This window comes from Paraburkholderia kururiensis JCM 10599 = LMG 19447, from assembly GCF_003986935.1.
Lineage (GTDB): Bacteria > Pseudomonadota > Gammaproteobacteria > Burkholderiales > Burkholderiaceae > Paraburkholderia > Paraburkholderia kururiensis.
Window position 1 is genome coordinate 40,489 of record NZ_RJZE01000026.1, and the last position, 17,201, is coordinate 57,689.

Below are 17,201 nucleotides of genomic sequence, written 5' to 3' on the forward strand. Positions count from 1 at the left end.
TGTCAGTGAGCGAGGATCGGTTCAGCTGCGTCTTCGAAGCGGCGCGCGGAGAAAGCTGGCAGTTCGTCGGGCATGGGATGTGCCCCGGCAATCCACGGGGCAATGCGCAGCGCGTGGGCGGCCGCGAGCGTCACGCCGCTGTGGCACGTCACGACGAACGCGCCCGCATGCGCTTCGGACTGGTCGTAGATCGGAAAACCGTCGGGGCTGTAGACGCGCAGCGCGGCCCACATGCGCACGAGGCGCACGTGACGCAGCATCGGAAACGCACGCACGCCGCGTTGTGCGATGTCGCTCAGCACGCGCGTGGTCGTGAAGTCGTTGAAGCCGACCTCTTCCATCGAATCGCCGAATTGCACGGTGCCTTCGTCGGTCTGCCGCACGTTGAGCGTCGGGTAGTGAAGGAACGGTGCGACGCGTTCGCTGACCAGCACCTGGCCGCGATTCGGCGCCACGGGCGCATGGAGTCCGACCAGCGGCGCGAGCGCGCGATTGCCGAGCCCCGCGGCCAGCACGAGGCGCGCCGCGCGATACGTGCCATGCCGGCCGTGCACGACGAAGCCGCCCTGCGTGCCTGGCGCCGCATCGATGCGCGCAACGTGCTCGCCCGACACGAGCCGCACGCCGCGCCGCTGCATGCTCACATGCAGTGCGCGCAGCAGCTTGAGCGGATTCACGTGGCCGTCCATCGGCGTGTAGCTCGCGCCCAGCACGGCGGGGCCTACGTCGGGCAACCGCTCGCGCACTTCGCGGTGGTCGAGCATTTCGAACGGGTACTCGCCCAGTTCGTCGCGCAAGGTGGCAAGGCGCCGCTCGCGCTCGGCGAGTTCGTCGTCGGAAAAGCAGAAGTGGAAGCCGCCGGGCTGGCGCAACGCAACGTCCACGCCGCTTTCTTCGAGCAACGCCGCCGCCAGCGACGGCCAGCGCACCGCCGAGCTACGCGACCAGCGCGCATACGGCGAGAGCCCGTAGCCCTTGCCCTGAATCCACACGAGGCCGAAGTTGCCACGCGACGCACGAAAGCCGCCGTCGTCTTCATCGAGCACCGTCACGCGCGCGCCTTCGCGGGCAAGGCCGTAGGCCACGGCGGAGCCGACGAGACCGCCGCCCACGACGAGCACGTCGGCGCTGGTTTGCACAGCAGACGTCATCGAACTTCTCCAATCAGGATGCGATCGAGGCCCACCAGCCGGTCAAGCACCACCATCAGCACGACGGTGCCCACGATCAGCACGGCTGACACCGACGTGACGAGCGGATCGATGGTCTGCGCGATCTGGTTGTACATGGCGACGGGCAGCGTCGTGGTGCCCGGCGTCGCGACGAAAATGGTCATCGTGAGCTCGTCGAAGCTCTGGATGAACGAGAGCAGCCAGCCGCCCGCCACGCCGGTGCGAATCATCGGCAGCACGACGCGGCGAAACGCGGTGAAGCGGCTTGCACCGCACGAAAGCGCGGCGCGCTCCGCGTCGCGGTCGAGCCCCACCGCCGACGAAAGCGCCAGCCGCAGCGCATACGGCAGCACGATCACCACGTGCGTGGCAACGAGCGCCCAGAACGAGCCGCCCAGCTTCAGCAGCGAAAGAAAGCGCAGAAACGCGATGCCGAGCACGACAGCGGGAATCATCATGGGCGAGAGGAAGAAGCCCATCAGCGCACCGCGGCCCGGAAAGCGGTAGCGCGCAATCGCGAGCGCCGCAGGCACCGCGAGCACCACGCCGATGGTGGCCGCCGCGAACGCGAGCCGCACCGAAAGCCAGAAGGCCGAGACGATGTCGCCGTTTTCCAGAATCGCGCGAAACCAGCGCAGCGAGGCGCCGTCAAAAGGCATCGAGATATAGCCCTTGTCCGTGAACGCGACCAGCATCACGACGACGAGCGGCGCAAGAATGAACGTGAGAAACAACGCGTTGTAGGCAAGGCCCAGGAATCCGTTCTGTTTCATGGCGTCTCCGTGGCGCTAGTCGAAGATGTGCTTGAAACGGCGTTCGGCGAGGCGGCTGCAGCCCATCACGATCGCCACGTTCGCCACCAGCAGCAGCACCGCGATGCTCGCGCCGAGCGGCCAGTTCAGCGTGCCGAGAAATTCGTCGTACGCGGCCGTGGCCACCACTTTCAGGCGACGCCCGCCGATCAGCGCGGGCGTGGCAAACGCCGAGGCCGACAGTGCGAACACGATGATGGAACCCGAGAGCACACCCGGCAGAATCTGCGGCAGCACCACGCGACGGAACACGCGTAGCGGCGATGCTCCGAGCGAACGCCCGGCCCACTCCACCTGCGGATCGAGCTTTTGCAGCGTGGCCCACACCGACATCACCATGAACGGCACCAGCACGTGCGTAAGCGCGATGATCACGCCGGTCATCGTGAAGACGAAGCGGATGGGTTCGTCGGTCACATCGAGCGCGCGCAGCACGCTGTTGATCACACCGTTGTTGCCGAGCAGGATCTGCCAGCCCAGTGTGCGCACCACGACCGAAATAAGCAGCGGCCCCAGCACGATCAGCAGACAGATGGACTGCCACGGCCGGCGCATGCGCGCGAGCACGATGGTTTCCGGCACGCCGAGCACGATGGAGAGCAGCGTCACGGCAAACGCGAGGCCGGCCGTGCGCAGGAAGATCGTGCCGTAGTACGGGTCCGTCACGACTTCGAGATAGTTGCTCCACGTATAGCCGGGCTGCACGCCGGCCACGTCGCTGAACACGTGAAACGAGAGCATGAACGTGAGCAGCAGCGGCACGAACAACAGTCCCACGAAAAGCAGCAGCGCCGGTGCCGAGAGCAGCCAGGGCGCGGCGCCGCCGCGCGGGTCGTCAAGCGTGGCCATGCGTGTCCTCCCGGCCCAGCACGCGCAGGTCGTCATCGGTCCAGGCGAGCGCGACTTCGTGGCCTTCGTCGGGCGGCGGCGCGCCGTAGTTGGGCTGGGCCACGTGCATGCGGCCCAGCGCCGTGTCCACCACAAGCAGCCATTGATTGCCGACGAACACACGCGTCACGACGCGGCCGATCAACCGTCCATCGCCGGCACGCGCATCGCCGTTCACGAGCCGCACCTTCTCGGGCCGGATATAGACGTTCACGGCGCCATCCACGTGACGGCCTTCGTGCGGCACGTGCAGCGTGGTGCCCGCCACCGCCACTTCGGCGCAGCGCGGATTGCGGCGCAGCACCTCGCCTTGCAACGTGTTGGTGCGGCCAAGGAACGTGGACGCGAACGGCGTGGCAGGCCGCTCGTAGGCATCGAATGGCGTGCTGAGTTGCGCAATCTTGCCGCCGTGCATCACGGCGATGCGGTCGCTCATCGTCATCGCTTCCACCTGATCGTGCGTGACGAGGATCGTGGTAATGCCGAGCCGCTTCTGGATGGCACGCAGTTCGATGTGCATCTCCTCGCGCAGCTTCGCATCGAGGTTCGACATCGGTTCGTCGAGCAACAGCAGTTCGGGCTGCATCGCGATGGCGCGCGCAATCGCCACGCGCTGCCGCTGGCCGCCCGACAGCTCCTTCGGATAGCGCGCATCGAGCCCGCGCAGCCGCACGAGTTCGAGTGCCTCGGCAATGCGCGCCTCGCGCTGCGCGCGCTTCATCTTGCGCATTTCCAGGCCGAAGCCGACGTTGCCCGCCACCGTCATGTGCGGAAACAGCGCGTAGCTCTGGAACACCACGCCGATGCCGCGCTTTTCGGGGCGCTCGTGCGTAATGTCGCGGCCATCGAGCGTGATGCGGCCCGTGGTGGGCGAGACGAAGCCCGCCACCATCTGCAGCGTCGTGGTCTTGCCACAGCCCGAGGGCCCGAGCAGCGAGAGAAACTCGCCGCGCTCAACCGAAAGATCGATGTGCTCGATCGCCGTGAAGTCGCCGTAGCGTTTGGAAATGCCTTGGAGGGTCAGGAAGCTCATCAACGTTCATCCTTGCCGGAAGCACGGGCGCGCACGCGGCGCGCGTTTGCATGCGATGTGCCGCTCACCGCTCGACCGAACGGTTCCAGCGTTCGGTCCACTCGGTGCGATGCTGATTGATCGTGGTCCAATCCATTGTCGTGAGCTTCGCGATCTGATCGGGGCCATACGGCACACGTGCGGCAACGTCGGGCGAAAGCTTCACGGTCTTGTTCACGGGACCGAGGCCAATGCCCTGCGCCTGCAACACCTGCACTTCGGGACTCAGCAGGTACTGCACGAACTGCTGCGAAAGCTGCGGCTGCGCGTTTTCCGCGAGCACGCAGGCGGCTACCTGCAGCGCGACGCCGCCTTCCTTCGGGTAGATGAACTTGAGCGGGAAGCCCGTGTTTTGCAGCGCCACCGCGCGACCGCTGCCGTACGGCGCGACGATCACGTCGCCGGACTGCATGAGCCCGTCCATTTCGCCGGGCGTGGGCGCCCACGAAAGCACGTTGGGCGCAACCTGCTTCGTCATCGCGGTAAAACCGGGGTCGATGTTCTTTTCGCCGCCGCCGTTCATGCGTGCGAGCATGACGAGTGTGTGCAGACCGTAGGTGTTCGTGATGGGCGGCACGCCGAGCTTGCCCTTCACATGCGGGTCTTCCAGCACCTTCCACGAATCCGGCGCGGGCAGGCCGAGCTTCTTGAACGCCTGTTCGTTGTAGCCGATGCCCGTTGCCACCATGCCCACGCCCACCGCCGTCGCGCCCAGGCGTGCGAGCGGATAGAGGTCTTTCATGACGGGCGCGTCTTCCACCTTCGCGCACAGGCCGAGCTGCATGGCCTGGTACATGGGGCCGTCGTCCATCACGGCGACGTTGATCTGCTGGTGGCCCTTTTGCGCCTGCAATTTCGCGAGCGTGTCGCTGGAATTGCCCGCGACGTAGACGATCTTCACGTCGTGCGCTTTCTCGAACGGCGGAATGATCTTCTGGCGATAGAGCTGCTCGTTGGAGCCGCCGACGTTCGCGACGTACAGCGTGGTTTCGGCCTGCGCGGCAAGCGTCGTGGCGAAGACGCCGGCAACGGCCAGCGCGGCGGCAAGCACGTGCGGCATTGAAAGGGAACGGTGGCGCAACGCTTTGTTCATGACGGCGATCTCCATTCGTATGTGGGGAGCGGTGGTTCGGCTGTGTACCTCCCGCCGATGCATCGAAGTCTCGCGCGCAGCAACCCATATCGTCCAATACGAATAAAATACCGACCTATGCAGAGTTGATATACCCTAGGGTTTGCCCCGACGCATGTGAATACGGGCGTGCGGTCGCACGGAAACAGGAGAACCAACGTTGAATCTCAAGCACATCGAGGCATTTCGGGCGGTGATGGTGGCAGGGTCCATGACCGCGGCAGCCAAAGCGCTCTTCACCTCGCAGCCGAACGTGAGCCGCCTGATTTCGCAGTTGGAACGCGAGACCGGGCTCACGCTGTTTCAGCGCACGGGCGCCCGCCTCATTCCGACGAGCGAAGGCACCGCGTTCTTCCGCGAAGTGGAGCGCGCGTATGTGGGCCTGCAAGGGCTCACGAATGCGGCGGCGCAGATCCGCAACCTGGGCACGGGGCGCCTGCGCATTGCGGCAATGCCCTCGGCCGGGCTCACGCTCGTGCCGCATGCCATCAAGCGGTTTCAGAAGCTTTATCCCGAGGTCACGGTGTCGCTGCACGTGAATACGTCGGGCACCGTGAATCACTGGACGGCCTCGCAGTTCTGCGACCTGGGCGTAGCGGTCTACATCAGTGAAGCATCGAACTGCGAAGTGGAGCCGCTTTCGAAAGTGCCCGCACTGTGCGTGCTGCCCGCCCACCACCGGCTCGCGAAGAAGGCCGTGATTCGCCCCGCGGATCTGCAAGGCGAGTCGTTCATTTCGCTATGCCAGGGGGACGGCACGCGCACGCAGATGGACGAGGTGTTTCTGCGCGCGGGCGTGGAACGGGTGCTCGCCATCGAGGCGCAGTACACCGCGATTTGCTGCGAGCTGGTGCGCTGCGGACTGGGCGTGACGCTCGCGCATCCCATCGTGGCGCGCGACTTCGCGGGGCCCGACATCGCGATTCGTCCGTTCTCGCCCGCGGTGCTTTTTCCCACCTATCTGCTGTTTCCGCCGAACCGTCCGCGCGACAGGCTGGCCTCTGCGTTCGTCAAGGTGCTGCGCGAGTTGCACGAGGAATTGCTGGATGAAATGAAGATGAAGGTGACGGAAGGCCGCGCGGGCCAGCCGCGCGGCAGTGGCAGTGATAACCGCAGTAACGACCGCAGTGGCAACCGCAGCGGCAGCCGTGCGGTTAAATCGGCGCCCGCGCGGCGTCTGCGGTCCGCGGGCTGAGTGCTGCCGCTAGCTACAGCGGATGCGCACTGCCCGCCTGGGCCAGCAACGAAACGGCCGCGGCATCGGGCAGGCCGTTGGAATCGATGGCGCCCGCCTTTGCGAGCGCATCGAGGTCGCTATCCACGCCGGGCTGCCCCACGACGAACGGCGTCGTGAGAAACGACGGCTGCGCAAGCGTCACGGCGTAGCGCTGCTGAAGGTTCGCGACCACGGCGGACTGCGCCGCCAGCACGTTGGTCCCGTTCGAAAGCGCCTGCTGGAAGCGCGTATTGTTCGGCAAGCTGGCGACGAGACCGCTCACCGATGTGCCGAGTTGCGCCGCGAGGTAGACGAGCATGAGTTCGGTCTCCGGCGTCGTGTTGATCGTGCCGCCTGCGAAGACCACCGAATGCAACGTCGTGCCGGCCGAGCTTGCGGCCAGAATGCAGGGAAGCGAGGCATTGAACGTGACGCTGTAACGCCCGCCGCTGTCCGATGTGGTGGAGGCGGAACCGTCCGCGCAACCGAAACTCACCACGGCGCCGGCGAGCGCCCGGCCCGTCGCGGCCGTGCCCGAAACGCCGACGCTCGGCAGCGGGCCTGTGCCGCCGCCGCAGCGGTCCATGCCGAAGCACGCCGTGCCGTTGCATGAGGCGAGCGAGACGGACGTAACGAGAGCAGCCGCGGACAACGCCGCGGCGAGAGGTCGAACTAAACGGACGTCTCGAGCATTCATGGCTGCCTGTCCTCAGGAGAAGAACCCGCGTGCCGGATGCCAGATACGGACCGGCGGTGTTCCTGATTTTAGGCGTCATGCGGGGTGTGTGGTGCATGGCCTGGGTGGCGCGCCACGCGCTTCTCTGACGAAACACGGCGTGGCGCGCGGTCGCGGCTCAATGGTGCAGGAAGAGCGACGGCGTGCTGGTGGTCGTGGAGGATGCGGCGGCCACGCCGGATTGCGCGCTACCCGCCGCCATGCCGCCCATCGACTGCATGGCGAGCGTGCTGTCGTCCTGCGCGGCCACCTTCGCTTCGGCGGCCTGGATGTCGGACGGGTAGTGCACGTCGTTGTTGCCAGGCCGATAGCCGGCCTTTTCCACCTGAATCAGATCGGCACGCACTTCGGCACGCGTGACGGGCGCATTCGCGGTCTGCGCGAAAGCAAGGACGGGCGCGCTCAGGGCGCAGGAGAGCAGCAGGGCACGGATCAGGGTCTTCATGGTATTCACCTCCGGGAGCATAGCGGCCGTGTCCACCATGGACCGGCCTTCGGGCTCTCCACGCTGTGGTCGGTGAAGAGTTGTACCCATTGTGGTATTGGCGCACTGTCCGGAAGCTGACCCGTGGATTACAAGTTTGTTATCTAAATCGGCGTGGGGTCGGGTGCGGCTGCGCCGTCATGCCTGCGTCTGCACTGCCTGCTTCCACACCGCTACGCCCTCAGGCTCGACCACCACCCGGCAAGGCGCCTGCTCCACGAGCGCCGTCTCGCCCGCCGCGAAATCGAACGACACGCCCGCCACCTCCACGCGCGCAAAGCGCTCGCCGTTGCGCAGTTCGACGGATTCCACCCGCGCGTCGAACCCACACGACCCTTCTTCGAGTCGCACGGCGCGCGACGCCACACGCCACATCACGTGCTCGCCCACCGCGATGGATCGGTCCGACGTTTCGATGGCGAGCCGTTCGTTCACCTCGATCACGCCCGGCGCACGCATCACGCCGCTGCCCACGTTGCGCAGCCCCAGCAGGTCCGCCACGCGCATGTTCGCCGGCCGGCTGAAGACGTGCTCCACCGTGCCCGCCTGGAGCATGCGGCCACGCTCGAGCACGAGCACTTCGTCGGCGAGCAGCGCGGCCTCGTCGGGATCGTGCGTGACGATCACCGTGACCGCCGAGAGCTCGCGCTGCAACTCGCGCAGCGACCGCTGCAAGCGGCGGCGACGTGGCGTATCCAGCGCGGAGAACGGTTCGTCGAACAGCAGCACGTGACTGTGGCGCGTCAAGGCGCGCGCAAGCGCCACGCGCTGGCGCTGCCCGAACGAGAGTTGATGCGGCAGCCTGCCGAGCAGCGTCGCAAGGCCGAGATGCTCGACCCAGTAGCGCGCGCCCGCGGCATCGGCATCCACGGGAAAGGCCAGTTGCTGGGCCACCGTCATGTGCGGGAAGAGCCCGTAGTCCTGCGGCATGTAGCCCACCTGCCGGCGCTCCGGCGGCAACGCGCCCAGGTCGCGTTCGCCCAGTTGCACGCTGCCCGCTTCGTTGTGTTCGAGGCCCGCAATGAGGCGCAGCGTGAGCGACTTGCCGGAGCCCGAAGGCCCGATGATCGCGAGGCGGCGCGTCGTGGGCGCCCAGTGGACGTCGAGGCTGAACGGGCCGAGATGCTTCGTGAGACTCAACGTCAGATTCATCGGCAGACGCTGCGCCGCCGCGTCCGCCACGGAACACGCCGGCGCGAATGCCGCCTCGTCGCCGTTCGCGGGCCGCGCCAGGGTCTTCGTATCGCGCACGCCGCGGCTGTACACGGAGAGCATGGCGCACGCCACGGCGATCACGAGCGTGGGCAGCAGCAGCGGCATCATCGCGGGCAAGCCCTGTCCACCGAAGACGACGTAGGTGTACACGGGCAGCGAGTACGGGTGATACGCGACCATCACCGTCGCGCCGAATTCGCCGAACGCGCGCAGCCAGGCGAGCGCGAGCCCCGCCCGAATCGCGGGCCACGCCACAGGCAGCGCCACGCGAAAAAAGCGACTGCCCGCGCGGTGCCCCAGCGTGGCCGCGACATCTTCGAACACGGGGTCGATGGACGCGAACGCCGAGCGCGCCGCCACGATCAGAAACGGCGCGGCCACGAACGTTTCGGCGAGCACGATGCCCGCGAACGAATCGGTGAGCACGCCGTTCGTCAGGCGGCCAATCCAGCTATACGGGCCGAGCAGAAACAACAGCAGCACGCCGCTCGTGAGCGGCGGCAACGCCAGCGGCAACTGCACGACGAAGCCGAGCAGCGCCATGCCGCGCGACGACGAACGCGCAAGCCAGTAACCGAGCGGCACGCCGCCCACCAGAATGACGAGCGCCGCCACGCTCGCGCTCGCGGCCGACACGCCTACCGCGGACCACGTTGCCCGCCAGTCCACGCCGGCCCAGTCCGCGTGCCCGATCTGCGGCACGCTCGCCACGAACGGCGCGCACAGATAGACCGCGAGCAGGATGGCGAGCGCGAAGAGCGGCCGCCCTGCCGTGCGCTTCATTGGGCTGCGTCGATCACGGCCTGCACCGAAGACGGCACGGCCTGCACGTTGCCGACCACCTTCGGGCGGATCACGTCGACGCCATGCTCGTGCAGCAGCGCGCGGCCCTGCGCGCTAAGGAGGAAGTTGACGAAGCGCGTGGCGCCCGCCTGGTTCGGCGCGTCGGACAGAATGGTGAGCGTGTAGCTCGCCTTGATCTGCAATTCAGGCGCCGGGTGCACCGCCGGAATCTTGAGGTCCGAGGTCTCGGTCGAATAGAAGAAGCCGGCGTCGAGCTGACCCGACTGCAAGCGGCCCACCAGGGTCTCTTCGGGCAGCACCTGATTGGGGTTCTCGGGCGCGCCGAGCGTCTTTTCGACGAGGTCGGGCTGGCCATACAGCTGCGCCGCCTTCGTCATGAGTTCAACCGTGAACGCGCCCTTGGGATCGAGCTTCGGGTCTGTACGGCCAATGCGGATGCCCGGCTCCTGCAACACCTGGTCCCAGCGCTTCGACTTGAAGGCCGCGGCAAAGTGGCTCTGCGGGTTGTAGCCGACGAGCAGCGGCGACTCCGCGAAGTTCACGTACCAGCTCACGTGGTCGCCGTTGGCCGCGCCCGTCAGGCTCGCGTTGACCTTCGGGCTCGCGCTGATGAACACGTCGCCGCGCCGCAGCTTGCCGCGAATTTCGTTGGCGATCTTGTTCGACCCCGCCGCGTAGCCGCGAAAGCGCAAGCCGGTTTCCTTTTCGAACGCGGGACCGACGCTGCGCTCCATGAGATTGACGAGCGAGCCCGCGTAGAGAACGTTGACGGTTCCCTCGTCGGCCGCCCGGGCGCTCTTTGGCGCCACGAGACCCAACATTGAACTCAACAACACGCCGCAAACAACGAGCTTGCGCAACATGGCCTTCCCCGTACCGTTATAGAGAGCGATATATTACGACGCTTCCACATTCTGTCGCGCCTTCTGTCGCGCATTCCGTGCGCGCCCCGGCCCGCCTTGCCCGTCGCCCGGACGGTCGATCATGCCGCTACTGACGCAGATCAAGGGTCAAAAGTCAGACAAGGCAAAAATTCAGTTGCGCCGCCCGCTGTTGCGCTCGATCGAATCTGTCCATCGGCAATGACCCGGTCATGACACTACCCCTGCACACCGCCCCCGAAACGCCGCACGTGACCCGCCAACGGTCAGGCGCGCTGTCGCGCCGGGCCGCGGCATCGGCCGTGGCCGGCCCGCTTGCCACCTCATTTGCTACGACGGTAGCCGCCGCGCTAACCGTCGCACTCGCGGCCTGCTCGCTCGCACCGCACTACGAACGTCCCGCCGCGCCGGTGCCCGCAGCCTGGCCCGCCGACACGTCGGCCCCGGCTGCGTCGTCCCCGGGCGGCTCGTCGGTGAATCAGATCAGCTGGCGCGACTACTTTCCCGACCCGCAGCTGCAGGCCTTGATCGACGAGGCGCTCGCGCACAACCGCGACCTGCGCGTGGCCGTGCAGCGCGTGGAGGAAGCCCGCGCGAGCTACGGCATCCAGCGCGCGGACCAGTTGCCGACCGTCAACGCCGGCGCGACCTATGGCCGCTTTCGCGCGCCCACGGGCTTTCTCGCGGGCATGGGCGGCAGTTCGTCGATAACGGGCAGCTTCTACAGCCTGAGCGTCATGGAAAGCAGCTGGGAGCTGGACCTCTGGGGCCGCGTGCGCAATCTCAAAGACGCAGCGCTGGAAAACTTCCTCGCGAGCGACGCCTCGCGCCGCGCCGTCACCGTGAGCCTGATTGCCCAGGTGGCCGACGCCTACCTCGCCCTGCGCGAATACGACGAACGCATCACGCTGGCGCGCGAAACCATGACGAGCCGCCAGGAGTCGCTGCGCATTGTCCGCCGCCGCTTCGAAACCGGCGCCGTGGCGCGGCTCGATCTCACGCAGGCGGAAATTCTGCTGCAACAGGCCGAAACGCTCGACGCCCAGCTCGAACAGGCACGCGCTACCGAGGCCCACGCGCTCGACCTGCTGCTTGGCGCGCCCGCGCAGTTGTCGCCGGCCACCGCGCCGTTGAACGACGCCAGCGTGCGGCCCGACCTCGGCGCGGGGCTGCCGTCCGATCTGCTCGAAAACCGGCCCGACATCGCCGCCGCCGAACATCAGCTGCGCGCGGCCAACGCGAACATCGGCGCGGCACGCGCGGCGTTCTTTCCGCGCATCACACTCACGAGTTCCTACGGCACCACGAGCACCGGCCTGCACGACCTGTTCAGCTCGGCCAACGGCGCGTGGCTGTTCCTGCCGAATCTCTCGGTGCCCATCTTCGATGCGGGCCGCAACCGCAGCAACCTCGCGCTCGCGAAGGCGCGCGAGCAGGAGGCGGTAGCGCAATACGAGAAGAGCATCCAGGCCGCGTTTCGCGACGTGGCCGACGCGCTTTCCGCACGCGACTGGCTCGAGCAGCAAACCCGCATTGCGCGCGCCACGCTCGCCTCGCAGAGCGAGCGGGCGCGGCTCGTGAAGCTGCGTTACGACACGGGCGCTACGCCCTTCCTCGAAGTGCTCGACGCGCAGCGCGACCTGCTCGCCGCGCAGCAGCAGCTCGTGCAGACGCGCCGCGCGCTGCTGGCGAGCCGCGTCGCCTTGTTCGCGGCGCTGGGCGGCGGCGTGCCGGCCGGCGCAGATTCCAATCAAGAGGGTTCCACGCCATGAAGCTTCAACCGAGGAAACTGCTGCCCGCCGCCGCACTCGTGCTGATCGCGGCCACGGCCGGCTATTACGCGTGGACGCGCCTACACGACGCCGGCCCCGGCGACGGCTTCGCGAGCGGCAACGGCCGCATCGAAGCCACGCAGATCGACGTGGCCACCAAGCTGGCCGGTCGCGTGGAGAGCATCTTCGTGCAGGAGGGCGACTTCGTGAAAGCGGGCCAGCCGCTCGCGAAGATGGACGTGAACGTGCTCGACGCCCAGCTCGACGAGGCGCAGGCGAAGCAGCGCGGCGCGGTGAACAGCGCGGCGAGCGTCGAGCAACTGATCGCACAACGCGAAAGCGACGTGGCGGCCGCCCAGGCCGTGGTCGCGCAGCGCGAAGCGGAACTCGATGCCGCGCAGCGCAAGCTGGCGCGCTCCGAAACGCTCTCGCGCGAAGGGGCATCGTCCATGCAGGAACTCGACGACGACCGCGCCCGCATGCGCAGCGCCGACGCCACGGTGCGTGCCGCGAAGGCGCAGGTGGCCGCCGCGAAGGCCGCCGTGGACGCCACGCGCGCACAACTGGTGGCAGCACACTCCGACGTGGCCGCCGCGCAAGCCACGGTGGCCCGCGTGAACGCCGACATCGACGACAGCCAGCTCACGGCACCGCGCGACGGCCGCGTGCAGTACCGCGTCGCGGAGCCGGGCGAAGTGCTCGCGGCAGGCGGTACCGTGCTCAACATGGTGGACCTCTCCGACGTCTACATGACCTTCTTCCTGCCCGAAACCGTGGCGGGCAAGGTGGCGATGGGCGCCGAAGTGCGCCTGATTCTGGACGCCGCGCCGGGCTGGGTCATACCCGCCACCGTGACGTTCGTCGCGAGCACGGCGCAGTTCACGCCGAAAACCGTGGAAACCACGAGTGAGCGCGAAAAGCTGATGTTCCGCGTGAAGGCGCAGATCAGCCGCACGCTGCTGCTCAAGCATCTCGAACTCGTGAAGACCGGCGTGCCCGGCGTGGCGTGGGTCAAGATCGACCAGAAGGCCGCGTGGCCCGCGAAGCTTGCGGTCAACGTGCCGCAGTAAGGCCGCCTCATGAGCGTTCTCTCGCCCACACCCGTTGGCGCCGCGCAAGCGGCTTGCGTCGCGAGCCTCACCGACGTCTCGCTCACCTACGGCGACGTGCGGGCGCTTGACGCGGTCAGCGTGGAGATTCCCGCGGGCTGCATGGTCGGGCTGATCGGGCCGGACGGCGTGGGCAAGTCGAGCCTGCTCGCGCTGATCGCGGGCGCGCATGCCATCCAGACCGGACACGTGACCGTGCTGGGCGGCGATATGGCCGACGTGCACCACCGGCGCACCAGTTGCCCGCGCATCGCCTACATGCCGCAGGGGCTGGGCAAGAACCTGTACCCCACGCTTTCCGTATTCGAGAACGCGGACTTCTTCGGCCGGCTGTTCGGCCACCGGCGTGCGGACCGCGAGCGGCGCATTCGCGACCTTCTGCAAAGCACCGGCCTCGCGCCGTTTGCCGACCGTCCCGCGGGCAAGCTCTCGGGCGGCATGAAGCAGAAGCTGAGCCTGTGCTGCGCGCTGATCCACGACCCCGATCTGCTCATTCTCGACGAGCCCACCACCGGCGTGGACCCGCTCTCGCGCCGCCAGTTCTGGGACCTGATCGACGAAATTCGCCGCGCGCGGCCCGGCATGAGCGTGATGGTGGCCACCGCCTACATGGAAGAAGCCGCGCGCTTCGACTGGCTGATGGCCATGGATGCCGGCCGCGTGCTGGCCACGGGCAGCCCGGCCGCGCTGCTGGAGCGCACGGGCACCGCGACGCTCGACGCCGCCTTCATCGCGCTGTTGCCCGAAGAGAAGCGCCGGGGCCATCACGCCATTCAGATCCCGCCGCGCGATCCGTCGAAAGAGGCCGACATTGCGATCGAAGCCGACGACCTCACCATGCGCTTCGGCAACTTCGTGGCCGTGGACCACGTGAGCTTTCGCATTGCGCGCGGCGAGATCTTCGGCTTTCTGGGCTCGAACGGTTGCGGCAAGACCACTACGATGAAGATGCTCACGGGCCTGCTCGCGCAGAGCGAAGGCCACGCCACGCTGTTCGGCCGCACCGTGGATGCCAATGACATCGACGTGCGCCGGCGCGTGGGCTACATGTCGCAATCGTTCTCGCTCTATACCGAACTCACGGTCAGACAGAACCTGGACCTTCACGCGCGCCTTTTCCGGCTGCCGCGCGAGGCCATTGCAGCGCGCATCGAAGAAGTGGTGCAGCGTTTCGATCTGGCGAGCGTGCTGGACGAACTGCCCGACGCGCTGCCGCTCGGCATCCGCCAGCGGCTTTCGCTCGGCGTCGCGATGATCCATTCGCCCGAGATGCTGATTCTCGACGAGCCCACGTCGGGCGTCGACCCCGTGGCGCGCGACGCGCTGTGGCAGATCCTGATCGACCTCGCGCGCAAGGACAACGTGACGATCTTCATCTCCACGCACTTCATGAACGAGGCGGAGCGCTGCGACCGCATCTCGCTCATGCATGCGGGCAAGGTGCTGGTGAGCGACGCGCCCGCGAACATCGTGGCGAGCCGTAACGCACCGACACTGGAAGAAGCGTTCATCCGCTATCTGCAGGACGCCATGGGCAACGAGCCGCCACCCGCGCCGCTGCCGCCGCCCGAACCCGAAGCGCAGTTGCCGCGCGGACTCGAACGCATTGCGGCGTCCCGCCCCGACAGCACGTTCGACATTCGCCGCATGGCGAGCTTCGCGCGGCGCGAGACGCTCGAACTGCTGCGCGATCCCATTCGGCTCACGACCGCGCTGCTGGGCAGCGTCATCCTCATGTTCGTGATGGCCTACGGCGTGAATCTCGACGTCGACAATCTTTCGTTCGCGGTGCTGGACCGCGACCAGACGGTGGGGAGCCAGAACTACGTGCTCAACATCGAAGGCTCGCGCTACTTCGTGGAGAAGCCGCCCATCAAGGACTACGCCGACATGGACCGCCGCATGCGCAGCGGCGACGTCAGCCTCGCCATCGAGATTCCGCCCAACTTCGCGCGCGACGCCGAGCGCGGCCGCCCCGTGCAGATCGCCGCGTGGATAGACGGCGCCATGGCGCAGCGTGCCGAAACCATTCGCGGCTACGTGCAAAGCCTGCACTCGGAATGGCTCGAGGCGCAGATGCGCGAGCGGCTCGGCAAGCAGGCCATGCCAGGGCAATACCAGCTGGAAATCCGCTACCGCTACAACCCGGGCGTGGAAAGCCTCGTGGCCATGGCGCCCGCGATGATTCCGCTGCTGCTCATGCTGATTCCAGCGATGCTCGCGGCCTTGAGCGTGGTGCGCGAAAAGGAACTGGGCTCCATCGTCAACTTCTACGTAACGCCCGCCACCTCGCTCGAATTTCTGCTCGGCAAGCAGGCGCCCTACGTCGCGCTCGCGATGATCAGCGCCATGCTCTTGTGGTTCGTCACGCTCACGGTGTTCCAGGTGCCGTTCAAGGGCAGCCTGCTCATGTTCATGCTGGGGTCGCTGCTCTACGTGACGGCCTCCACGGGCATCGGCATCTTCATCTCGTCGTTCATCAGCAGCCAGGTGGCAGCCGTGTTCGGCACGACGATTCTGACGCTCGTGCCCGCCGTGAACTTCTGCGGCATCATCAACCCGGTCTCGGCCATGCAGGGCTCCGCCGCGCTGGTGGGCACCGTGTTCCCCACCACGTATTTCGTGACGATTGCGCGTGGCACGTTTTCCAAGGGGCTCGGCATCGAAGTGCTGGGCGGCTCGCTCGTGCCCATCGCGATTGCGGTCGTGGTGGTGCTCACCGCCAGCGCGCTGCTGCTGAAAAAACAGGCCCGCTGACATGCGCCTCGCCAACATCCTGCAACTCGGCATCAAGGAACTGCGCGGCCTCGCACGCGACCCCGTGCTGGTCGTGCTGATCATCTACTCGTTCACGCTCTCGGTCTATGCGGAGGCCACCGCGATTCCCGACGTGCTGAACAACGCGGCCATCGGCATCGTGGACGAAGACCAGTCGCCGCTTTCGGAGCGCATCGGCGGCGCGTTCTACCCGCCCTACTTCACGCCGCCCTCGATGATCACGCCGCCGGAGATGGACCGCCGCATGGACATCGGCGCGGACACCTTCGCGCTGGACATTCCGCCCAACTTCCAGCGCGACCTGCTGGCGGGCCGCTCGCCCACCATCCAGCTCAACGTGGACGCCACGCGCATGACGCAGGCGTTCAGCGGCAGCGGCTACGTGCAGAACATCGTGCACGGCGAGATTACGGAGTTCATGCAGCGGTATCGGTCCGCGGCGCCGCCGCCTGTCGATCTGAACGTGCGCGTGCGGTTCAATCCGAACCTCACGCACCTGTGGTTCGGGTCAGTGACGAGCATCATCGACGCCATCACCATGCTCGCCGTGATTCTCACCGGCGCCGCGCTGATCCGCGAGCGCGAGCACGGCACCATCGAGCATCTGCTCGTCATGCCCGTTACGCCCATCGAAATCATGTTGAGCAAGATCGCCGCGATGGGGCTGGTGGTGCTCGTAGTGTCGAGCCTGTCGATGCTGTTCGTCGTGGAAGGCATCCTCAAGGTGCCCATCGAAGGATCACGCTGGCTTTTCATGGCGGGCGCCGCGCTCGACCTCTTCGCCACCACGGCGATGGGCATTGCGCTCGCCACTGTGGTCGAATCGATGCCGCAGTTCGCGCTGCTCGTGATCCTGATTCTCGTGCCGCTTCAGGTGCTTTCGGGCAGCGTCACGCCGCGCGAGAGCATGCCGCAGATCATCCAGACCATCATGCTCGCGGCACCGAACACGCACTTCGTGATCCTCGCGCAGTCCATCCTCTTTCGCGGCGCGGGGTTCAGTGCCGTGTGGCCTCAGTTTCTCGCGCTCGCGGGCATCGGACTGGCCATGTTTGCGCTGGCGTTGCGGCAGTTCCGCGGCTTTCTGAAGTAGCGGGCAAAGCGCGGTTCTTGCGAACGCTCAAGCCGGG

14 protein-coding genes are annotated in these 17,201 nt (G+C 66.9%); 5 read left to right on the forward strand and 9 right to left on the reverse strand.

The genetic code is table 11. The features are described from left to right. Positions 1-2: 2 nt before the first annotated feature. The 5 genes from PKKP23_RS26815 to PKKP23_RS26835 form a co-directional block, all read right to left on the reverse strand. The gene (locus PKKP23_RS26815) at positions 3-1,151 is read right to left on the reverse strand and encodes an NAD(P)/FAD-dependent oxidoreductase (protein ID WP_126879123.1); all 1,149 of its coding nucleotides are present in this window, start codon (positions 1,149-1,151) and stop codon (positions 3-5) included. After that, entirely contained in the window at positions 1,148-1,945 is a 798-nt protein-coding gene (locus tag PKKP23_RS26820; RefSeq protein WP_017775212.1) for an ABC transporter permease, read from the reverse strand. Before PKKP23_RS26820 ends, PKKP23_RS26815 begins: the two co-directional genes overlap by 4 nt. Before the next feature lie 15 nt (positions 1,946-1,960). After that, on the reverse strand, positions 1,961-2,833 hold the full coding sequence (locus PKKP23_RS26825; RefSeq protein WP_126879124.1) for an ABC transporter permease: 873 nt from the start codon (positions 2,831-2,833) through the stop codon (positions 1,961-1,963). Next, positions 2,820-3,905 carry an ABC transporter ATP-binding protein gene (locus PKKP23_RS26830; protein WP_126879125.1) on the reverse strand — a complete coding sequence of 362 codons (1,086 nt, stop codon included), beginning with the start codon at positions 3,903-3,905 and terminating at the stop codon, positions 2,820-2,822. Before PKKP23_RS26830 ends, PKKP23_RS26825 begins: the two co-directional genes overlap by 14 nt. A 64-nt stretch (positions 3,906-3,969) precedes the next feature. Beyond that, positions 3,970-5,037 (reverse strand): ABC transporter substrate-binding protein, encoded by a 1,068-nt coding sequence (locus tag PKKP23_RS26835; RefSeq protein ID WP_026121541.1) that lies wholly within the window; start codon positions 5,035-5,037, stop codon positions 3,970-3,972. Positions 5,038-5,236: 199 nt separating this feature from the next. Here PKKP23_RS26835 and PKKP23_RS26840 point away from each other — a divergent pair, with 199 nt between their 5' ends. After that, on the forward strand, positions 5,237-6,271 hold the full coding sequence (locus PKKP23_RS26840) for a LysR substrate-binding domain-containing protein (RefSeq protein WP_126879126.1): 1,035 nt from the start codon (positions 5,237-5,239) through the stop codon (positions 6,269-6,271). Positions 6,272-6,284: 13 nt separating this feature from the next. Here PKKP23_RS26840 and PKKP23_RS26845 read toward each other — a convergent pair whose 3' ends face one another. The 4 genes from PKKP23_RS26845 to PKKP23_RS26860 all read right to left on the reverse strand — a co-directional run bounded on the left by PKKP23_RS26845 (position 6,285) and on the right by PKKP23_RS26860 (position 10,394). Further along, complete coding sequence (locus PKKP23_RS26845) at positions 6,285-6,989, reverse strand: hypothetical protein (protein WP_126879127.1); 705 nt, start codon at positions 6,987-6,989, stop codon at positions 6,285-6,287. Between the two features lie 157 nt (positions 6,990-7,146). Then, positions 7,147-7,473 (reverse strand): DUF4148 domain-containing protein, encoded by a 327-nt coding sequence (locus PKKP23_RS26850; RefSeq protein WP_033351106.1) that lies wholly within the window; start codon positions 7,471-7,473, stop codon positions 7,147-7,149. A gap of 177 nt (positions 7,474-7,650) precedes the next feature. Continuing rightward, positions 7,651-9,510: an ABC transporter ATP-binding protein/permease gene (locus PKKP23_RS26855; RefSeq protein WP_126879128.1), complete on the reverse strand. Its 1,860-nt coding sequence runs from the start codon at positions 9,508-9,510 to the stop codon at positions 7,651-7,653. After that, complete coding sequence (locus PKKP23_RS26860; RefSeq protein WP_126879129.1) at positions 9,507-10,394, reverse strand: extracellular solute-binding protein; 888 nt, start codon at positions 10,392-10,394, stop codon at positions 9,507-9,509. Before PKKP23_RS26860 ends, PKKP23_RS26855 begins: the two co-directional genes overlap by 4 nt. A 230-nt stretch (positions 10,395-10,624) precedes the next feature. On the opposite strand from PKKP23_RS26860, the gene PKKP23_RS26865 reads away from it, so the two are divergent. Genes PKKP23_RS26865 through PKKP23_RS26880 form a run of 4 tightly spaced genes read left to right on the forward strand, consistent with a single transcriptional unit; the run spans position 10,625 to position 17,164 of the window. Next, positions 10,625-12,184: an efflux transporter outer membrane subunit gene (locus PKKP23_RS26865; protein WP_126879130.1), complete on the forward strand. Its 1,560-nt coding sequence runs from the start codon at positions 10,625-10,627 to the stop codon at positions 12,182-12,184. Further along, entirely contained in the window at positions 12,181-13,254 is a 1,074-nt protein-coding gene (locus PKKP23_RS26870) for an HlyD family secretion protein (RefSeq protein ID WP_126879131.1), read from the forward strand. The genes PKKP23_RS26865 and PKKP23_RS26870 overlap by 4 nt, the downstream gene beginning before the upstream one ends. Before the next feature lie 9 nt (positions 13,255-13,263). Beyond that, the gene (gene rbbA / locus PKKP23_RS26875; protein WP_126879132.1) at positions 13,264-16,050 is read left to right on the forward strand and encodes a ribosome-associated ATPase/putative transporter RbbA; all 2,787 of its coding nucleotides are present in this window, start codon (positions 13,264-13,266) and stop codon (positions 16,048-16,050) included. Between the two features lies 1 nt (position 16,051). Further along, positions 16,052-17,164 carry an ABC transporter permease gene (locus tag PKKP23_RS26880; RefSeq protein ID WP_126879133.1) on the forward strand — a complete coding sequence of 371 codons (1,113 nt, stop codon included), beginning with the start codon at positions 16,052-16,054 and terminating at the stop codon, positions 17,162-17,164. The last annotated feature ends 37 nt before the right edge of the window (positions 17,165-17,201 follow it).